Origin of the sequence: Robbsia andropogonis, assembly GCF_034047095.1 — a bacterium.
GTDB classification, from domain to species: Bacteria; Pseudomonadota; Gammaproteobacteria; order Burkholderiales; family Burkholderiaceae; genus Robbsia; species Robbsia andropogonis.
Window position 1 is genome coordinate 1,239,930 of the sequence record NZ_CP139170.1, and the last position, 13,806, is coordinate 1,253,735.

A 13,806-nucleotide genomic window follows, 5' to 3' on the forward strand; every position below is an offset into this window, starting at 1 on the left:
ACAGAGACAATAGAGGAGCACATGACGATGGCGAACAAACGACGGGTTTTCCGCGGTGCCGTGCGCACTACTGCCGCGCTGCTGTTCAGCGGCGCATTGATGGGCCTGGCACCTGGCCTCGCCACGGTCGCCAGGGCGAACGGTGTCGACGAACTCCATACCTTCGTCTCGCAGGTCAAATCGGCCAGCGGCGAATTCACGCAACGCCAGTTGAAGCCTGTCAAGGGCAGTGGCGCGAAGACCGCGGCGGCGCAGTCGACCGGTCAAGGTACGGTACAGGCTGGCGGTGACGTGTTGGAACCGGCGGGGTCGTCGAGCGGCACGTTTACGTTTGCCCGTCCAGGCAAGTTCATCTGGGAATACCAGCAACCGTACCAGCAATTGCTGCAGGCGGACGGAAAGACGTTGTATGTCTATGACAAGGATCTGGCGCAGGTGACCGAGCGCACGCTCGGCAGTGCGCTCGGCGCCAGCCCGGCAGCTATCCTTTTTGGTAGCAATGACCTCGACAAGAACTTCACCGTTAACGACGGCGGCTCGAAGGGCGGGATGGACTGGGTCGAACTCGTGCCGAAGACCAAGGACACGCAATTCAAGCGCATCGGTATCGGCTTTCAAAAAGGACGCCTGAACGCGATGGAGCTGTATGACGTCTTTGGCAACGTGACGCTGTTGTCGTTCCAGAACCTGAAAGAGAATCCGTCGCTGAAGGCCGATGCGTTTTCCTTCGTGGTGCCAAAGGGTGCCGACGTGATCAAGGGCTGATCCGAATGGCCACGCCGGACCTGTTCTCCGCCACGCCGCGCCGCCCGCTGGCGGAAGCATTGCGACCGGGGCAGCTGAGCGATGTGGTGGGCCAGCGGCATCTGCTCGGGGAAGGCAAGCCGTTGCAGCTTGCCTTCGCGGCGGGCAAGCCGCATTCGATGATCCTGTGGGGACCACCCGGTGTCGGTAAGACGACACTGGCGCGGTTGACCGCCCAGGCATTCGACTGCGAATTCATCGCATTGTCGGCGGTGCTTGGTGGTGTCAAGGATATCCGCGAGTCAATGGACCGGGCGCAGCAGACGCTCGACCGTAGCGGTCGACATACGATCCTGTTCGTTGACGAAATCCATCGTTTCAATAAGGCACAGCAGGATGCGCTATTGCCGTTCGTCGAGTCGGGCCTGGTCACGTTTATCGGCGCGACGACGGAGAATCCCAGTTTCGAAGTGAATTCGGCGCTGCTGTCCCGAGCGCAGGTCTATGTGCTCAAGTCACTGGACGAAGACGAGCTGCGCGAACTATTGCGCCGTGCGCAGGGTATCGCGTTGCAGGACCTGACCTTCGACGACAAGGCGATCGAGACATTGATTGGGTACGCCGATGGCGATGCGCGCCGGTTTCTGAACCTGCTGGAGCAGGCGCAGACCGCGGCGCTGTCGACGAAGCGGCAGCATATCGATGCGGCATTCGTGTCCAGCGCGATGACGCTGAACACGCGACGCTTCGACAAGGGCGGCGAGAATTTCTATGACCAGATATCGGCGCTGCATAAATCGGTGCGTGGGTCGCATCCGGACGCGGCCTTGTATTGGTTCTGCCGGATGATCGACGGTGGTGCCGATCCTAAATATCTCGCGCGCCGGATTATCCGGATGGCGTGGGAAGATATTGGCCTTGCCGACCCGCGCGCGGTGCAACTGGCCAATGATGCCGCGGAGACGTTCGAGCGACTGGGATCGCCGGAAGGCGAGCTGGCGCTGGGGCAGGCGGTGATGTATCTCGCCTGCGCCGCGAAGAGTAATGCGGGCTACAACGCGTTCAATCAAGCGATGGCATTCGTCAAGCAGGACAAGACGCGAGAGGTGCCGATCCACCTGCGCAACGCGCCAACCAAGCTGATGAAGGAACTAGGGTACGGGCACGCCTACCGTTACGCACATGATGAACCCCACGCGTACGCTGCCGGGGAAACCTACTTGCCCGAAGACATGCCCGAGCCGGGTTGGTACCAACCGGTACCGCGGGGTCTGGAGACCAAGATCATCGATAAGCTGGCCTGGTTGCGCAGCCTGGATGACGCTGCCAGGGATGACGGCGAGACGTCGTGATCTGGTGGCGGACATGTTGGTGGCTGCACGGCTTCTGTTACAGCCGACGGCGGCATGGTATTTATCCGTAGCCCCTGTATGCCGTCATAGGCAATCAGGGGGAGCATGATCGGATCTGCCGTTTGGTCGCCTCGACCATTCTGTACGAAACCGCATCGACCAAGTGACGGTCGCCTACCGATAGAGATACGGCTGGTGCGCATACCGTGGGGCGATATCGCTTAAGTAAGTCCAATGCGTGGCGGAACGCAAACGCATCGCACGGATGTGATGCGTTTACATTCTTCGGATTGCTTCAGGGATTCAATTGACCCACGTATTATCGCGTCGCGATGTGCGCCAGGAGGCCGTGCTCACGCCTTCATGGTGACGTAGCGTCTCGGCTAACGCCTGCAATTGCGCGTCTTGGCTCGGGCGGCAGCGGATCAAGGCGGCCAGTGACGCGCATGCGTCCGCCGTACCGCGGTTGACGATGACCTGATTGGCATCCAGACCGATTTCGCGCAACGCGTTGAACAAGTGCTTGCGCACGATGTTCAGCGCGTCGATGGAACATACCAGGCTCAGTTCATGAGCATGGCGGCGAGCATGCAACGGACGTTCAATGGCGATTTGCATGTTTCAACTCCTTCCGGCACGCCGCTAGGACGTGTCGTGATGCTGCCCATACCGGCTTACACGGACCTTCCGTGAACCTGCATGACGTTGGCGTCCACGCAAAAGCAGCCTCGGTATCATCCGTCACGGCGATCGTTGGGATGGCGTGTCAGCCTGATCGGCGTTACCGCATCGCAAAATCACGCCACAACGGCCGAACCGTTTGCGCGAATACCCCGGCGCACGCAGCGTACGGGCATCGATTCAAATAAAGGGAGCGAGTCGTACAGCCGCACACCAGGACGCTGTCCGGGCATCGCTGCCTGTCATCACAAGAAAATGCGATGCGGCAAAACGAACGAAGCCGAGGAGCGAAGCGGTAACACCATGGTGACGCGGCTGTGGCGCGCTGACCCGTCTAAACGACGAATCAGCTCTGGCCGACAAGGAGACGCGGCGGTAGCGCTGATTCGTCAGTGTTTGCCGGCCGATGCCGGCGTGTGACTATGAGAGTCACTGTCCACTGAGAATCTCCAAGAATGAAAGTACCGCTATGGTAGCGAAAAAACATCAGTCCTGTCAATGTGATAGGACCACCGATGTAAGTAAATGTACGGTTTGCGAGACAACGATCTCCCGCCCGCGACGCAGCATATCGACTGCGTCGTCGGCGCGGGTCAGGAAGCAGGTGCGAGCGCTTGTTTGCGGGCTTCATCGAGCAGCGCGCGACGATCGATTTTGTTGGTGGAGGCAAGCGGCAAGGCATCCACGAATACGACCTGACGCGGGTGCTGATAGGCGGGGGCATGGGCCAGCGCATGTTGCTTGACCGCTTCGGCGGTCAGCGCCGGGTCCGCGCGAACGATAAACGCGACCGGTTTCGTGCCCTTGATCTCGTCATCCACCGGCACCACGGCAGCTTGCTGGACGCCAGGGTGGGTTTCCAGCATGCGCTCGACTTCACTAGGGAAGATGTTTTCGCCTCCGGAGACGAACATGTCGTCAGCGCGCCCTACGAACAGATGAAAGCCGTCCCGGTCGCGCTGGAAGACATCACCGGTAATGTAGTACCCATCCGCGGTGAAGGGGGGCGCCAAGTCGGGGCGCTGGTGATATCCCTGCATGATGCCCGGGCTGGCTATTTGCAGCACGCCCTCCGTGATGGCGGGATCACTGTCGCTGGTCATGCCATCGGCCGTGGCAAGCCGGACCTTGACGGCCGGATGCGGGACGCCGACGGCGAGAGGCGGAGTGCGCAGTCCGTCTGGATGCGGGCCGAAGACGACGGGGCCGCCTTCCGTGGTGCCATAGGCGTTGATGATGCGCGCGTTCGGCAACAATTCGGCCGTGCGTGCCAGAAGGCTCGCGCTGACCGGCGCGGAACCCATCCGGATCACGCGTACCGATGACAGGTCTGCCTGCGCCAACGCGTCATGTTCACGTAGCATCATGGCGATCATCGGTGGCACCGCCGTAAGCCAGGTGCAGCGATAGCGGGTGATCGCGGCAATGTAGCGCGTGGCCTTGAATTGTGGCAGCAACACCGCCGTCGCCCCTGCCGCCACTGTCAGCATGGCCAGCGCCAGGGCGTTCATGTGATACAGCGGTGCGGCAATTAACACGCGGTCGCCCGTCAGCGGGTCCGCGGCAAGTCGCGTGCGCACCACCCACGCATGACTTGCATGCGTGAGTTTTACCCCCTTCGGTTTGCCGCTGGAACCCGATGTGTACAACAACATCGCCACGTCGTCCTCGCGCTGCGTGACGCGCGGCGGCATGGCGGCGAAGGCCTGCCCGGCGTTCGATGTATCGATCGCAGAGGGGGCCGTAGCGGTGTTTTGCTTTAACCATCCGCCGAAGGCGGCTGGATGGTCGTCGGGCGCATCCAGCACGACGACCGGGAGAGCGGCGGGCACGGATGCCACGTGGGCGCTGTCGCAGAATACGCGCACGGCCCCGGCGTCCTGCAACACATAGGCGATCAATGCGTCCGGGAATTTGAAGTTCACCGGCACCGCCACGCCACCGGCGCGCATGGTGCCCAGTAGCGTGGCCACATAGTCGATCGAGTTCGCCGCAACCACGGCAACCCGCTCGCCATGCCGCAGTCCGTCCGCCAATAATCGCTGCGCGATGCACTCGGTGAGGGTCTCGAAGTCGGCGAATGTGATCTCCCGCGCCTGCATGTGCGCATCCAGGCCGATGAACGCAATGTCGTCGGGCTTCCATGCGGCATGACCGCGCAAGAAAGCGACGTTGCCGAGATTGTCCGTGGTCATTTTTGAAACTCCAGCAACGTCGAGAAAGCCGGTAAGGCGACCACTACCCGGCATGCGGCGTCGGCGTGTGCGCTGTGTAAATCTTCTATGGACAAGCCATCGATAAAAAAAGGCAGGCCGGCCGCCTGCGCGCGCCGGGCCAGCGTGATGGGCGCCTCGGCGTGAAACGTGATGGCACCGAAGAAACCGGGACGCAAGGCGCTCGGGTCCTCGGGCAGGTGCCGCGCCGCGCCGGGCATCGGCGCCAGCGTGGGCGCGTATTGCGCGACATCACCAAAGCGCATGGCGAAGCTTCCTGGATCGGTCACACGGATCAGAAAGGCGGCATCCGAGGTCATCGACCGGGATGATGCTGAATCGGCATGGACGCGCGTCTCGATATTCCCGCCGAGCTGCGTATATTGTCGACGCAGGGCGGCCGGGTCGTGACCGACCACCGTCAGTGCGATGATGCGTTGCACGCCATTTTCGTGCGTGAGCCACTGTGACCGCCAGACCAGTTCCGGGGTCAGATGCTGGCAATAATAGACCCGTCCCGCATCTACCTGTCCGGGCTGAAGACGCACCGTCACGAAGGTCGCGTCACGGTGCAGCCCATCAATCTCAACCGGCCGTGAAAACCGCTGAACAGGCCCGAGCGTGAAGCCGTGGGCGGCGACATCGCTTGCGGTACGTTCCGGCGCATCGGTCTGGAACACCAGTCCATCGATGCCGAACGGACTCGACAGCACTTCGTCCCGCAAGTTACCGGCGTCGGTCGGCAGGCCTATCAATTCGAGGTAGTGATTGTCGAACATCACCAGATGATTGATCGAACCCAATGTATGGCGTCCGCGCGGGGTGAGCGTAAAGCCCAATGCTGCGCATTGGGCCGCTGCGTCATCGGTGTGGAAGCGCGTGTTGATGACAAGATGGTCGAGTTGCATCGCGATCTCGCTTCGTGCGGTGAGAGGAGGAGCAGGTTGAAGGTGGTGAATCAGGTCGCGGGCTTGGCGGCCGGAGCGGATGCGGTCGAATACACGCCCCGGCCGCTGGCGCAGAGCTTGCCGTCGGTGTCGAAGATTTGCGCCTCGGCAACGGACAGCGTGGCACCGAATTTGATCACCTTGCCGCGGGCGATCAGATCACCGGGCATCGCTGCGCGATGATAATCAACACGCAGGTCGACGGTGGGCACGCCCCGGCCGGTTTTGGAGACAAGCGCCCAGTCGGCCGTCAGGTCGACCAACGTCGCCAAAATGCCGCCATGCGTGTAGCGCTTGTCGGGGTTCACCACCCATTCCTCACGCCATTGCGCCTTGATCTCGATTTCGCCGTCGGCGACGGACAGCACTTCCAGGCCGAGCCATTGGTGAAACGGACCACGACGGAGCTTTTCCGTGATGGCTTCCTTCGACAGAATCGTGTCGCTCATGATGATGGTTTCCGGTTACGCTGACTGAAACGTCGTCCCCGCGTGACCGCGCTCGAAAAGCGCGTCAAATAGGGTTGCGGGGGCGTGAGGAGAATGAAAAGGCGGGAGGGTCCGATGCGCCAGCTTACGGGGCGATCACGACCTTGCCGAGCACTTCACGGTCGCGGATCAGCCGCAGGCCTTCCGCCGCCTCTTCCAGCGGCAGCACGCGATCAATGGCCGGCTTTAACGTGCCCGCGGCAATCATGTCCATCAGTGCCGACAGGTTGTCGTCGTAGAAGCTATTGGATCCGATCACTTTCAGCTCGAAACTCCAGATGTAGCGCAGGTCTTCCTTCGGGTCGTAGCCGGCGGTCGCGCCGCAGACCAGCAATGTGCCGCCACGCTTGATGCACTTGAGCGACGGCACCCAGGTATCGCCACCGGTAAAATTGATCACCACGTCCACGCCGCCTTCATTACTTCGGCGCTGTGGCTTGCCGAACTGGCTGATGGCCCATTTCGAGAAATCGGTGTCGCGGTAGTTGAGCACATGATCGGCACCCATCGCCTTAAGCGCCGCGGCCTTTTCGTCGCTGCCGGCACAGGCGATCACTTCGGCGCCTAGTTGCTTCGCAAGCATGACGCAGGCACTTCCCACGCCACCACTTGCACCCAGGACCAGCACTTTGTCACCCGCCTTCACGGTATTGTGTGTGATCAGCATCCGGTGCGCGGTGCCGTAGGCCACCGGCAGCGATGCCGCGTCTTCGAACGACACGCCATCCGGCATTGCGATCAACTGCGGCACCGACACCAGGCAGTATTCCGCCATGCCGCCGTCGAGCATCTCGCCCATCAGACCTTTGCCCGGATAGAGCGGATTGACGAGCACGCGTTGTCCGACTTTCCAGCCTTGCACATCGCTTCCTAGTGCGACGATCTCGCCTGCCATGTCCAGGCCGATGACAACCGGAAACGGCACCTTGATGCCAGGCATGCCTTGTACCGTGAACACGTCGTGATAGTTGAAAGACGACGCCTTCACGCGGATCACGACATGCCCGTCGGTGGCGCGCGGGGTGGCGATTGTCTGGACGGCCAGGGTGTCAAGGTCACCGTGTCCGTGCAACACCAGCGCGCGCATCGTGTCTTGTGGGGGAGCGGTCATTGTGCGATCTCCTTGATCGATTTCGATTGTTCATAAGGGCCGGTCACGAACAGGTTGTCCGGCAACGTTCCCTTGAGGATGCCGCTGCTGACAAACAGCGCATTTTCGCGTTTCAGTGTTTCGATGTCTGATGGCTCGAACGCCGCGCGGTTCATATTGCGCCATTGCGCGGCGTAGACCTTGGCGTCTTCGGGTGGCAGGTTCGCGGTCTTCTGCAGGATCAGCGCGACGTCATCCGGATGCGTGGCGCCCCAGGCCAATGTGTCGCGCATTGCGGCGATGATCTTCGCGACCTGGTCCGGGCGTTGTGCGATCAAGTCGCCGCGCACCGCGCCGACGCCGATATACGGCACTGCATCGGTCTTCGTGTACTTGCGCCACTCCCCGGAGAAGGTGCCCAATTGGCGCACCTTCAATTCATGCAACTGTGCAATGGTCACCGAGCGCAGCGCGGCGCCATCGACTTGTTTCTGTACGAGGAATTGCGCGAGCCGTGATTCATTGCCGCCTACTAGCGAGAAGTCCGTCGGCCGGATACCGTAGTTGCCGGCGAGTACGGCTTGTGCGATCGAGGCAACCGAACTGCCTGCAGGTGACATACCGATCTTCTTGCCCCTGAATTCGGACAGCGACTTGATCGGAGAATCCTCGGGGACGACGAATTGCACGTCGGCAGGTTGCGTGGCCAGGAAAATCTTTACCGGCACGCCTTCGGAGGCCGTGGCGAAGACGCTCGCGGCCGCGGCGCCGAAAGCCAAGTCTATGGCGTCGGCGGCCAGCGCACGCGTTGGCGCGTTGACGTCCGAGAAGCGAACGAACGTTGCATCCACGCCATGCGCCTTTAGGTAGCCCTTGGCTTCCAATACCGCGCCAAAACCAAGGCTGACGCCACTGGTCCAATAGCCGATCCGTACCGGGGCGGCATGTGCCTGCATCGGCGCGGCGAGCATCGTCAATACCGTGGCGCATACGCCCACCAGCACTGCGGCACGACGGCCGATACGAAGACGAAGAGGAGAAGTGGGGTGGCCTTTGCGGCGCGGCAGGATCGATCGCATGACGGTGACCTTTATGTGATGGAGGGGTGAGCGCGTGGTACCGACAATGCGTGCACCGTGGCGCTGCGGGGTGCCTCCGGGTTCAGGCAACTTTCTTCCAGCGGAACAGATAGCGTTCGAGTGGCTTGAGGATGCCGCTTTCCAGCAGCAGCATCAGGACGACCAGCGTGATGGTCCAGGCAAAGACCTGATCGGTCTGGACCAGGTCGGCGGCTTGCTTGAGCCGATAGCCGATGCCGTCCGACGCCCCCAGCGTTTCAGCGACGAGCGACACGCGCCAGCCGAAGCCGAATGCCAGGCGCGCGCCGGAGAAAAAGTAGGGCAGGATCGACGGCAGGTATACCTTGTACAGAATGGCGATGCGAGACATCCGGAAGCTGCGCGCCAGTTCGACGTAATCGGATTGCACCGTCTGCGCGCCTTGCCAGACGTTGGTGAGTATCAAGGGCATCGCCGTCATGAAGACGACGAAGATCGTCGTGCCGTTCGAGATGCCGAACCAGATAATGGCGAAGATGGCCCAGATCGCCGATGAAACCGTGTTCATCACGGCGAGAATCGGTTCGAAGAAACGTGCGAGCGCACGGCTGGCACCCAAGGCAATGCCGATGGGTGTCCCGAGTGCCGTTGCCAGCAGGAAGCCGCCGCACACGCGATATAGCGTGATCGCGAGGTCATGACCGAATGTGTCGGTGTGCCACAGTGTGAGCATCGCCGCCCCCACGCGCAAAGGCGACGGCAGGACGAAGGAAGGCATGCGTAGCGATGCACACCACCAGAGCGCCAGCAGTATCGCGACGAACGCCATTCGTTGCAGCACCAGCCCTTGCCAACTGCCGTGGCGACGGGCGTCCGCGCGGGCGCGCCGACGGGAGGTCGTCGACTGTGCCGAGGTGGTGGCAGGGCCTGCGTTTACCCATTGCGCTCGCTTGTCATCCGCTTCGTTGACGGTGAGATGGGGATCATCACGGCTATCGGATGTCGGGGACGATAATAGTAAGGATGACGAATCAGAATTATCGGGGCGTACCGGAGGTAGTCCCATGCTCAAATCTCCAGACGCAATGCACGGATGACTTCGGCAACCACGGGCGAGGTGGCGTTTCGCGGGGCCGATAGTGTGTTGTGGTGGATTGCCTTGATGCGACCCGGATGCGCGGTCAGAACGACGATACGGTTTGCCAGGACAACTGCTTCCTCCACATCGTGCGTGACGAAAAGCACGGTCGTACCCTGCATCGCTTGAATACGCAGCACTTCCTGATGCATCGAGGTCCGCGTTTGCGGATCGAGTTTTGAAAACGGCTCGTCCATCAACAGGATCGAGGGGGCGACCACAAGGCTGCGCGCCAACGCTGCACGGCTACGCATGCCACCGGACATCTCGTGCGGATAGGCATCGCCGGCGTGCTGCAGACCGACGAGGGTTAACGCCGCCTCGGCGCGAGCACGTCGGGAGGCCTTGTCGAGGCGCTGTGCTTCCAAGCCGAACGCGACGTTATCGCGGGCGGTGCGCCATGGCAGCAGGCGGTCGTCCTGGAACATATAGGCGATTTCGCGCCATCGATCGACGCGTGCGGATGCGATGCCGTCATAGGCCAGCGTCCCGCCATCCGGCGCCAGCAAACCCGCGACGATGTTCAGCAACGTGCTTTTGCCGCTGCCCGACGCGCCCAGCAAGGCGACGATCTCGCCCTTGCCAACATCCAGATCGATGTCCGACAGAACCGTCATATCCCCGAACCGCTTACCCACGCGGCGCAGTGACAAAGCCGGTGTGGCATCGGATGACTTCCCGATCTCAGAAGGCACTGGCGTCGCATCGACCGGGCGCGTCGTGGCGCGCCCGGTCGATGCGATCGGCGCGATGCCGCCCGTGACGCTCATGCCCGGGCTCTGGCGAACGGCGTGACGTCGTGGGTCGGCACGGGATGCGGCGCGTGGGGCGCGGCATCGTTTGCCGCGTGCTGCGCCGGTTGCGTCAGCTCGACCTCGGCAACCTTGGCGTGTGCAGCTTGCGTGGCGCGGCGATTGCCGCCGCGTGGCGTCGGCACCGTGGCGCCTGCCTGTGACAAGCTGGCGTAGACCTTTTCCATCGTCATCGCCCGGAACGTCTCGATGTGTCGCCGTGCGATCAATTCCGCACGTTTGCCATCGCCCGCGATAAAAGCATCGATCATTGCATTGTGATCGTGCTTGATCTCAGGTTTGGTCTGTTGTACCCCAAAGCCCAGCGCCACCAGCCGCGACATTTCATCCATCAGCCCCGACAGGGTCCTCAGCAGGCGCTGGTTGCCACTTGCGGCGGCGATGGCGAGATGGAATTCCTTGTTGGCATCGAGAAATACATCTATTTGCTCGGGTAACGGCACCGGATGCTTTACGCGGCATGCCGCCTCCAGGCGGCGCAGCAGATCGATGTCCACTCGACCGACGGCCAGGCGTGCGGCCAGCGGTTCCAGCTCCTCGCGAATCGAGAAGACTTCCTCGACATCCTTCAGCGTGATAGGGGCGACGCGATAGCCCTGGCGCGGCAGCGATTTGACGAATCCCTCATGGACGAGACGCACCAGGGCGATTCGGCAACTGTTCTTGCCGATGTTATAGACCTGCATCAACTCCGGCTCCGTGATGGTGCTGGAGGGCATCAGTCGGCACGCGATGATGTCGGCGCGCAAACGCGCATAGGCATCGTCGCCACGGCTTAGCGAGGCATCCGGCACGCTGGCGCCGAACGGACGCGGCAGTGAGTGCGCTGCGGCGTCCATCGTATCCGGCGACGCAGGGGTCTGTGGCGAATGGGAGTCTATTGCGGCGTCTGCATGAGGCATGGCTGTCTCCGTGAGCGGCTTACAAGTCCGTCTTGCGAGGCGTTGGGAAACCCTATTAAGACGCACAAAATTAGCGTCGGCAACAAATAAAAAAAGATATCAATTGCCGTGATGCGTTATATACGCCAATAGTTGTAAGCTGCTCAGAAGCTCAGTTTAGAGAGATCACGACGCAAGCGTGCCCTGAAAATGCCATGGGATAAGGGGAGCAGCCGGTACCGTGACACCGGCTGCAAGCTGACAGGCGAGTAGGCAAACGCGCCCTGCGGAGAATGGGAGGGGGCGCCGTATGTCTCAGAGGCCGGGGAGCGGCAATTCGGTGGTGTACTTCAGTTGCTCCATCGCGAAACTCGCGGTGACGTCCGACAGCGGAATCTGGGCGATAAGCCTTTGGTAGACCCGGTCATAACCGGTGATGTCGGGAACGACGACGCGCAACATGTAATCGTACGCACCGCTCATCCGATAAAACTCCACCACTTCGGGGATGGCCTGTACGACCGCCTTGAAGTGATGAAACCATTCTTTGGAGTGGTTGCTGGTCTTCACTTGAACGAAGACCGTCACGCCCACCCCGAGCTTCACGGCATTCAGCAAGGCGACGCGTTTGAGGATATAGCCTTCTTTTTCCAGACGTTGCACGCGGCGCCAGCAAGGCGTAGTCGTCAGGTTCACCGCTTCGGCCAGCTCATTGACAGGTGTGGTGGCATCCTGCTGCAATCGCGCCAGCAATTTGCGATCTATTGCGTCCAGCGTGGTGGTGTCTTCCATGGCAAGTCCAAGATCGGGCCGTTGCGGCCCTATCCGCAGATGGTAGAGCGTTCGCTTGTCGCCGTCTAATGGGCGTTCCAGCCCAGGCCGAGGCTTTTCTGGATCGTGACGAAGTCCTGTACCAGTTGGGCCTTGCCGGACACGGTGTCACGCTCCGCCGACAGACGGGTGCGTTCGGCGTCAAGCCAGTCGATCATGCTTGCGGCGCCTGCGCGATAACGTTGTTCCACCAAGGTGGCGGACCGCGTGGCGGACGCCTGTACCGCCATCAACTGCACGACATTTTCGCGTTGGTGACCGTAGCGGGACAGGGCGGTATCCGCGTCGCGCAATGCCTCGAGGACGGCCTTGCGGTAATCGGCCTCGGCGGCATCACGTTGCGCTTCAGCCGAATGCACGGACGCCGCGGTCCGTCCGAAATCGAGGACGTTCCACGAGAGGTAGGGCACGCCAAGCCAAGCGGCATTGCTCTTGCGGAACAAATGCGCCGGCTGTGTCCCGCTGAAGCCGAGGTCGCCATACAGGGTCAGCTTGGGAAAGAATGCTGCCTTCTGTTGTCCAATCTGCGCGGTGGCTTCGGCCAATTTCCGCTCCGCGGCGCGGATATCGGGACGCCGCTGCAGCATCGCCGTGGGATCGCCGATCGCGACTTCCGCAGGGACAGCGGGCAGGGGGGCTGACGGTGATAATTCGGCATCCAACGCGCCGGGCTCCATCCCGCATAGCACCGCAAGGCGATCAAGGGACTCACCCAGGTCGGCGTTGATCGGTGCGATGGAGGCGCGGGTCGTGTCCACTTGCGTGCGCGTGCGTTCGACATCCACGTCGCCCGCCGTGCCCCGGTCGCGGCGCTGCTGGGTGAGATCGAGGATTTTCTGTTCCGCCGTTGCCGATTGATTCGCGAGCGTGATCCGCTGTTGCTGTGCTCGCAGATCGATATATGCTTGTGCCACTTCAGCGGCCAGCGATACATGGGCGTCGGCCAGGTTGGCCTCGCTTACCTGTGCATCGGCGCCGGCCGCCTCGATGGCTCGGCGCGTTCCGCCGAACAGATCGATTTCCCAGCTGGCCAGGAAGGACGCGGAGAAATTCTGTATAGGACCGCTCCCCCCCAACAGGTTGCCGAGGCTATCGGGGCGGCGCGCCCGGATCACGGTGCCGCTACCGCTGACTTTCGGCAGTTCGTTGGCCTGTTCTTTCGACAGCGCGGCACGCGAGGCGCGCAAGCGGGCTTCCGCTGCCTGAATGTCAGGGTTGTGTGCCAGCGCCCGGTCGATGAGGCTGTTCAGTTCGGCATCGTTCAGCGTGGTCCACCATCGAGAGATGCCCGGAGAGGTGGCAATACCCGTGTCTGGCGTGCGGCGGAATGCGTTTGCCTTCAGCGTATCGGGGGCGGCATTGGGTGCGCCTTTGTAGTCCGGTCCGACCGTGCAGCCGGTCAATCCCAGCGCGGTAAGCACAGCGACGGTCACCAAGGCGCCTGCAAACCGGCGGGATGGCCGTGGCCGCGGCGCGATGAACGCGGTTTGCGATATACGCAGCAGCGATGACAGGTTGGTCGGCGTCGCCGTGGCGGAAGAGGAGCGGGTGGAAGTCATGCGGCCGATATC

13 protein-coding genes are annotated in these 13,806 nt (G+C 61.8%); 2 read left to right on the top strand and 11 right to left on the bottom strand.

Annotated elements, in window-relative coordinates:
- Positions 1-27 precede the first annotated feature (27 nt).
- Both lolA and SJQ66_RS18980 read left to right on the top strand, forming a co-directional pair.
- Entirely contained in the window at positions 28-765 is a 738-nt protein-coding gene (lolA, locus tag SJQ66_RS18975) for an outer membrane lipoprotein chaperone LolA (protein ID WP_253462795.1), read from the top strand.
- 5 nt (positions 766-770) lie between these two features.
- Complete coding sequence (locus tag SJQ66_RS18980) at positions 771-2,096, top strand: replication-associated recombination protein A (protein ID WP_024902736.1); 1,326 nt, start codon at positions 771-773, stop codon at positions 2,094-2,096.
- A 303-nt stretch (positions 2,097-2,399) separates the two neighbouring features.
- On the opposite strand, the gene SJQ66_RS18985 is transcribed toward SJQ66_RS18980, so the two are convergent.
- From SJQ66_RS18985 to SJQ66_RS19035, 11 genes are all read right to left on the bottom strand, one after another.
- Positions 2,400-2,714, bottom strand: coding sequence for a hypothetical protein (locus SJQ66_RS18985; RefSeq protein WP_024902737.1), 315 nt, complete (start codon positions 2,712-2,714; stop codon positions 2,400-2,402).
- Positions 2,715-3,370: 656 nt separating this feature from the next.
- On the bottom strand, positions 3,371-4,972 hold the full coding sequence (locus SJQ66_RS18990; RefSeq protein WP_024902739.1) for a class I adenylate-forming enzyme family protein: 1,602 nt from the start codon (positions 4,970-4,972) through the stop codon (positions 3,371-3,373).
- Positions 4,969-5,898: a VOC family protein gene (locus tag SJQ66_RS18995; protein WP_036008791.1), complete on the bottom strand. Its 930-nt coding sequence runs from the start codon at positions 5,896-5,898 to the stop codon at positions 4,969-4,971. Before SJQ66_RS18995 ends, SJQ66_RS18990 begins: the two co-directional genes overlap by 4 nt.
- A 50-nt stretch (positions 5,899-5,948) precedes the next feature.
- Positions 5,949-6,386, bottom strand: a complete 438-nt coding sequence (locus tag SJQ66_RS19000; protein ID WP_024902741.1) for a PaaI family thioesterase — start codon at positions 6,384-6,386, stop codon at positions 5,949-5,951.
- 124 nt (positions 6,387-6,510) lie between these two features.
- A complete protein-coding gene (locus tag SJQ66_RS19005; protein WP_176025953.1) occupies positions 6,511-7,512 on the bottom strand; it encodes a quinone oxidoreductase family protein in 1,002 nt (333 codons plus the stop codon).
- A gap of 20 nt (positions 7,513-7,532) precedes the next feature.
- Positions 7,533-8,594, bottom strand: a complete 1,062-nt coding sequence (locus SJQ66_RS19010) for an ABC transporter substrate-binding protein (protein ID WP_081764837.1) — start codon at positions 8,592-8,594, stop codon at positions 7,533-7,535.
- 82 nt (positions 8,595-8,676) lie between these two features.
- The gene (locus tag SJQ66_RS19015) at positions 8,677-9,639 is read right to left on the bottom strand and encodes an ABC transporter permease (protein ID WP_320535163.1); all 963 of its coding nucleotides are present in this window, start codon (positions 9,637-9,639) and stop codon (positions 8,677-8,679) included.
- A gap of 2 nt (positions 9,640-9,641) precedes the next feature.
- Complete coding sequence (locus SJQ66_RS19020; protein WP_024902745.1) at positions 9,642-10,481, bottom strand: ABC transporter ATP-binding protein; 840 nt, start codon at positions 10,479-10,481, stop codon at positions 9,642-9,644.
- Positions 10,478-11,425: a GntR family transcriptional regulator gene (locus SJQ66_RS19025; protein ID WP_236693442.1), complete on the bottom strand. Its 948-nt coding sequence runs from the start codon at positions 11,423-11,425 to the stop codon at positions 10,478-10,480. Before SJQ66_RS19025 ends, SJQ66_RS19020 begins: the two co-directional genes overlap by 4 nt.
- A gap of 294 nt (positions 11,426-11,719) precedes the next feature.
- Entirely contained in the window at positions 11,720-12,178 is a 459-nt protein-coding gene (locus tag SJQ66_RS19030) for an Lrp/AsnC family transcriptional regulator (protein WP_024902747.1), read from the bottom strand.
- Between the two features lie 83 nt (positions 12,179-12,261).
- Positions 12,262-13,794 carry an efflux transporter outer membrane subunit gene (locus SJQ66_RS19035; RefSeq protein ID WP_081764844.1) on the bottom strand — a complete coding sequence of 511 codons (1,533 nt, stop codon included), beginning with the start codon at positions 13,792-13,794 and terminating at the stop codon, positions 12,262-12,264.
- Positions 13,795-13,806 lie beyond the last annotated feature (12 nt).

Coding starts and splice junctions, on each gene's coding strand:
- SJQ66_RS19000 (WP_024902741.1), bottom strand. CDS start 6,386: ATGAGCGACACGATTCTGTCGAAGGAAGCCATCACGGAAAAGCTCCGT.
- SJQ66_RS19005 (WP_176025953.1), bottom strand. CDS start 7,512: ATGCGCGCGCTGGTGTTGCACGGACACGGTGACCTTGACACCCTGGCC.
- SJQ66_RS19010 (WP_081764837.1), bottom strand. CDS start 8,594: ATGCGATCGATCCTGCCGCGCCGCAAAGGCCACCCCACTTCTCCTCTT.
- SJQ66_RS19035 (WP_081764844.1), bottom strand. CDS start 13,794: ATGACTTCCACCCGCTCCTCTTCCGCCACGGCGACGCCGACCAACCTG.
- SJQ66_RS18985 (WP_024902737.1), bottom strand. CDS start 2,714: ATGCAAATCGCCATTGAACGTCCGTTGCATGCTCGCCGCCATGCTCAT.
- SJQ66_RS18995 (WP_036008791.1), bottom strand. CDS start 5,898: ATGCAACTCGACCATCTTGTCATCAACACGCGCTTCCACACCGATGAC.
- SJQ66_RS18980 (WP_024902736.1), top strand. CDS start 771: ATGGCCACGCCGGACCTGTTCTCCGCCACGCCGCGCCGCCCGCTGGCG.
- SJQ66_RS19025 (WP_236693442.1), bottom strand. CDS start 11,425: ATGCCTCATGCAGACGCCGCAATAGACTCCCATTCGCCACAGACCCCT.
- SJQ66_RS19020 (WP_024902745.1), bottom strand. CDS start 10,481: ATGAGCGTCACGGGCGGCATCGCGCCGATCGCATCGACCGGGCGCGCC.
- SJQ66_RS19015 (WP_320535163.1), bottom strand. CDS start 9,639: ATGGGACTACCTCCGGTACGCCCCGATAATTCTGATTCGTCATCCTTA.
- lolA (WP_253462795.1), top strand. CDS start 28: ATGGCGAACAAACGACGGGTTTTCCGCGGTGCCGTGCGCACTACTGCC.
- SJQ66_RS18990 (WP_024902739.1), bottom strand. CDS start 4,972: ATGACCACGGACAATCTCGGCAACGTCGCTTTCTTGCGCGGTCATGCC.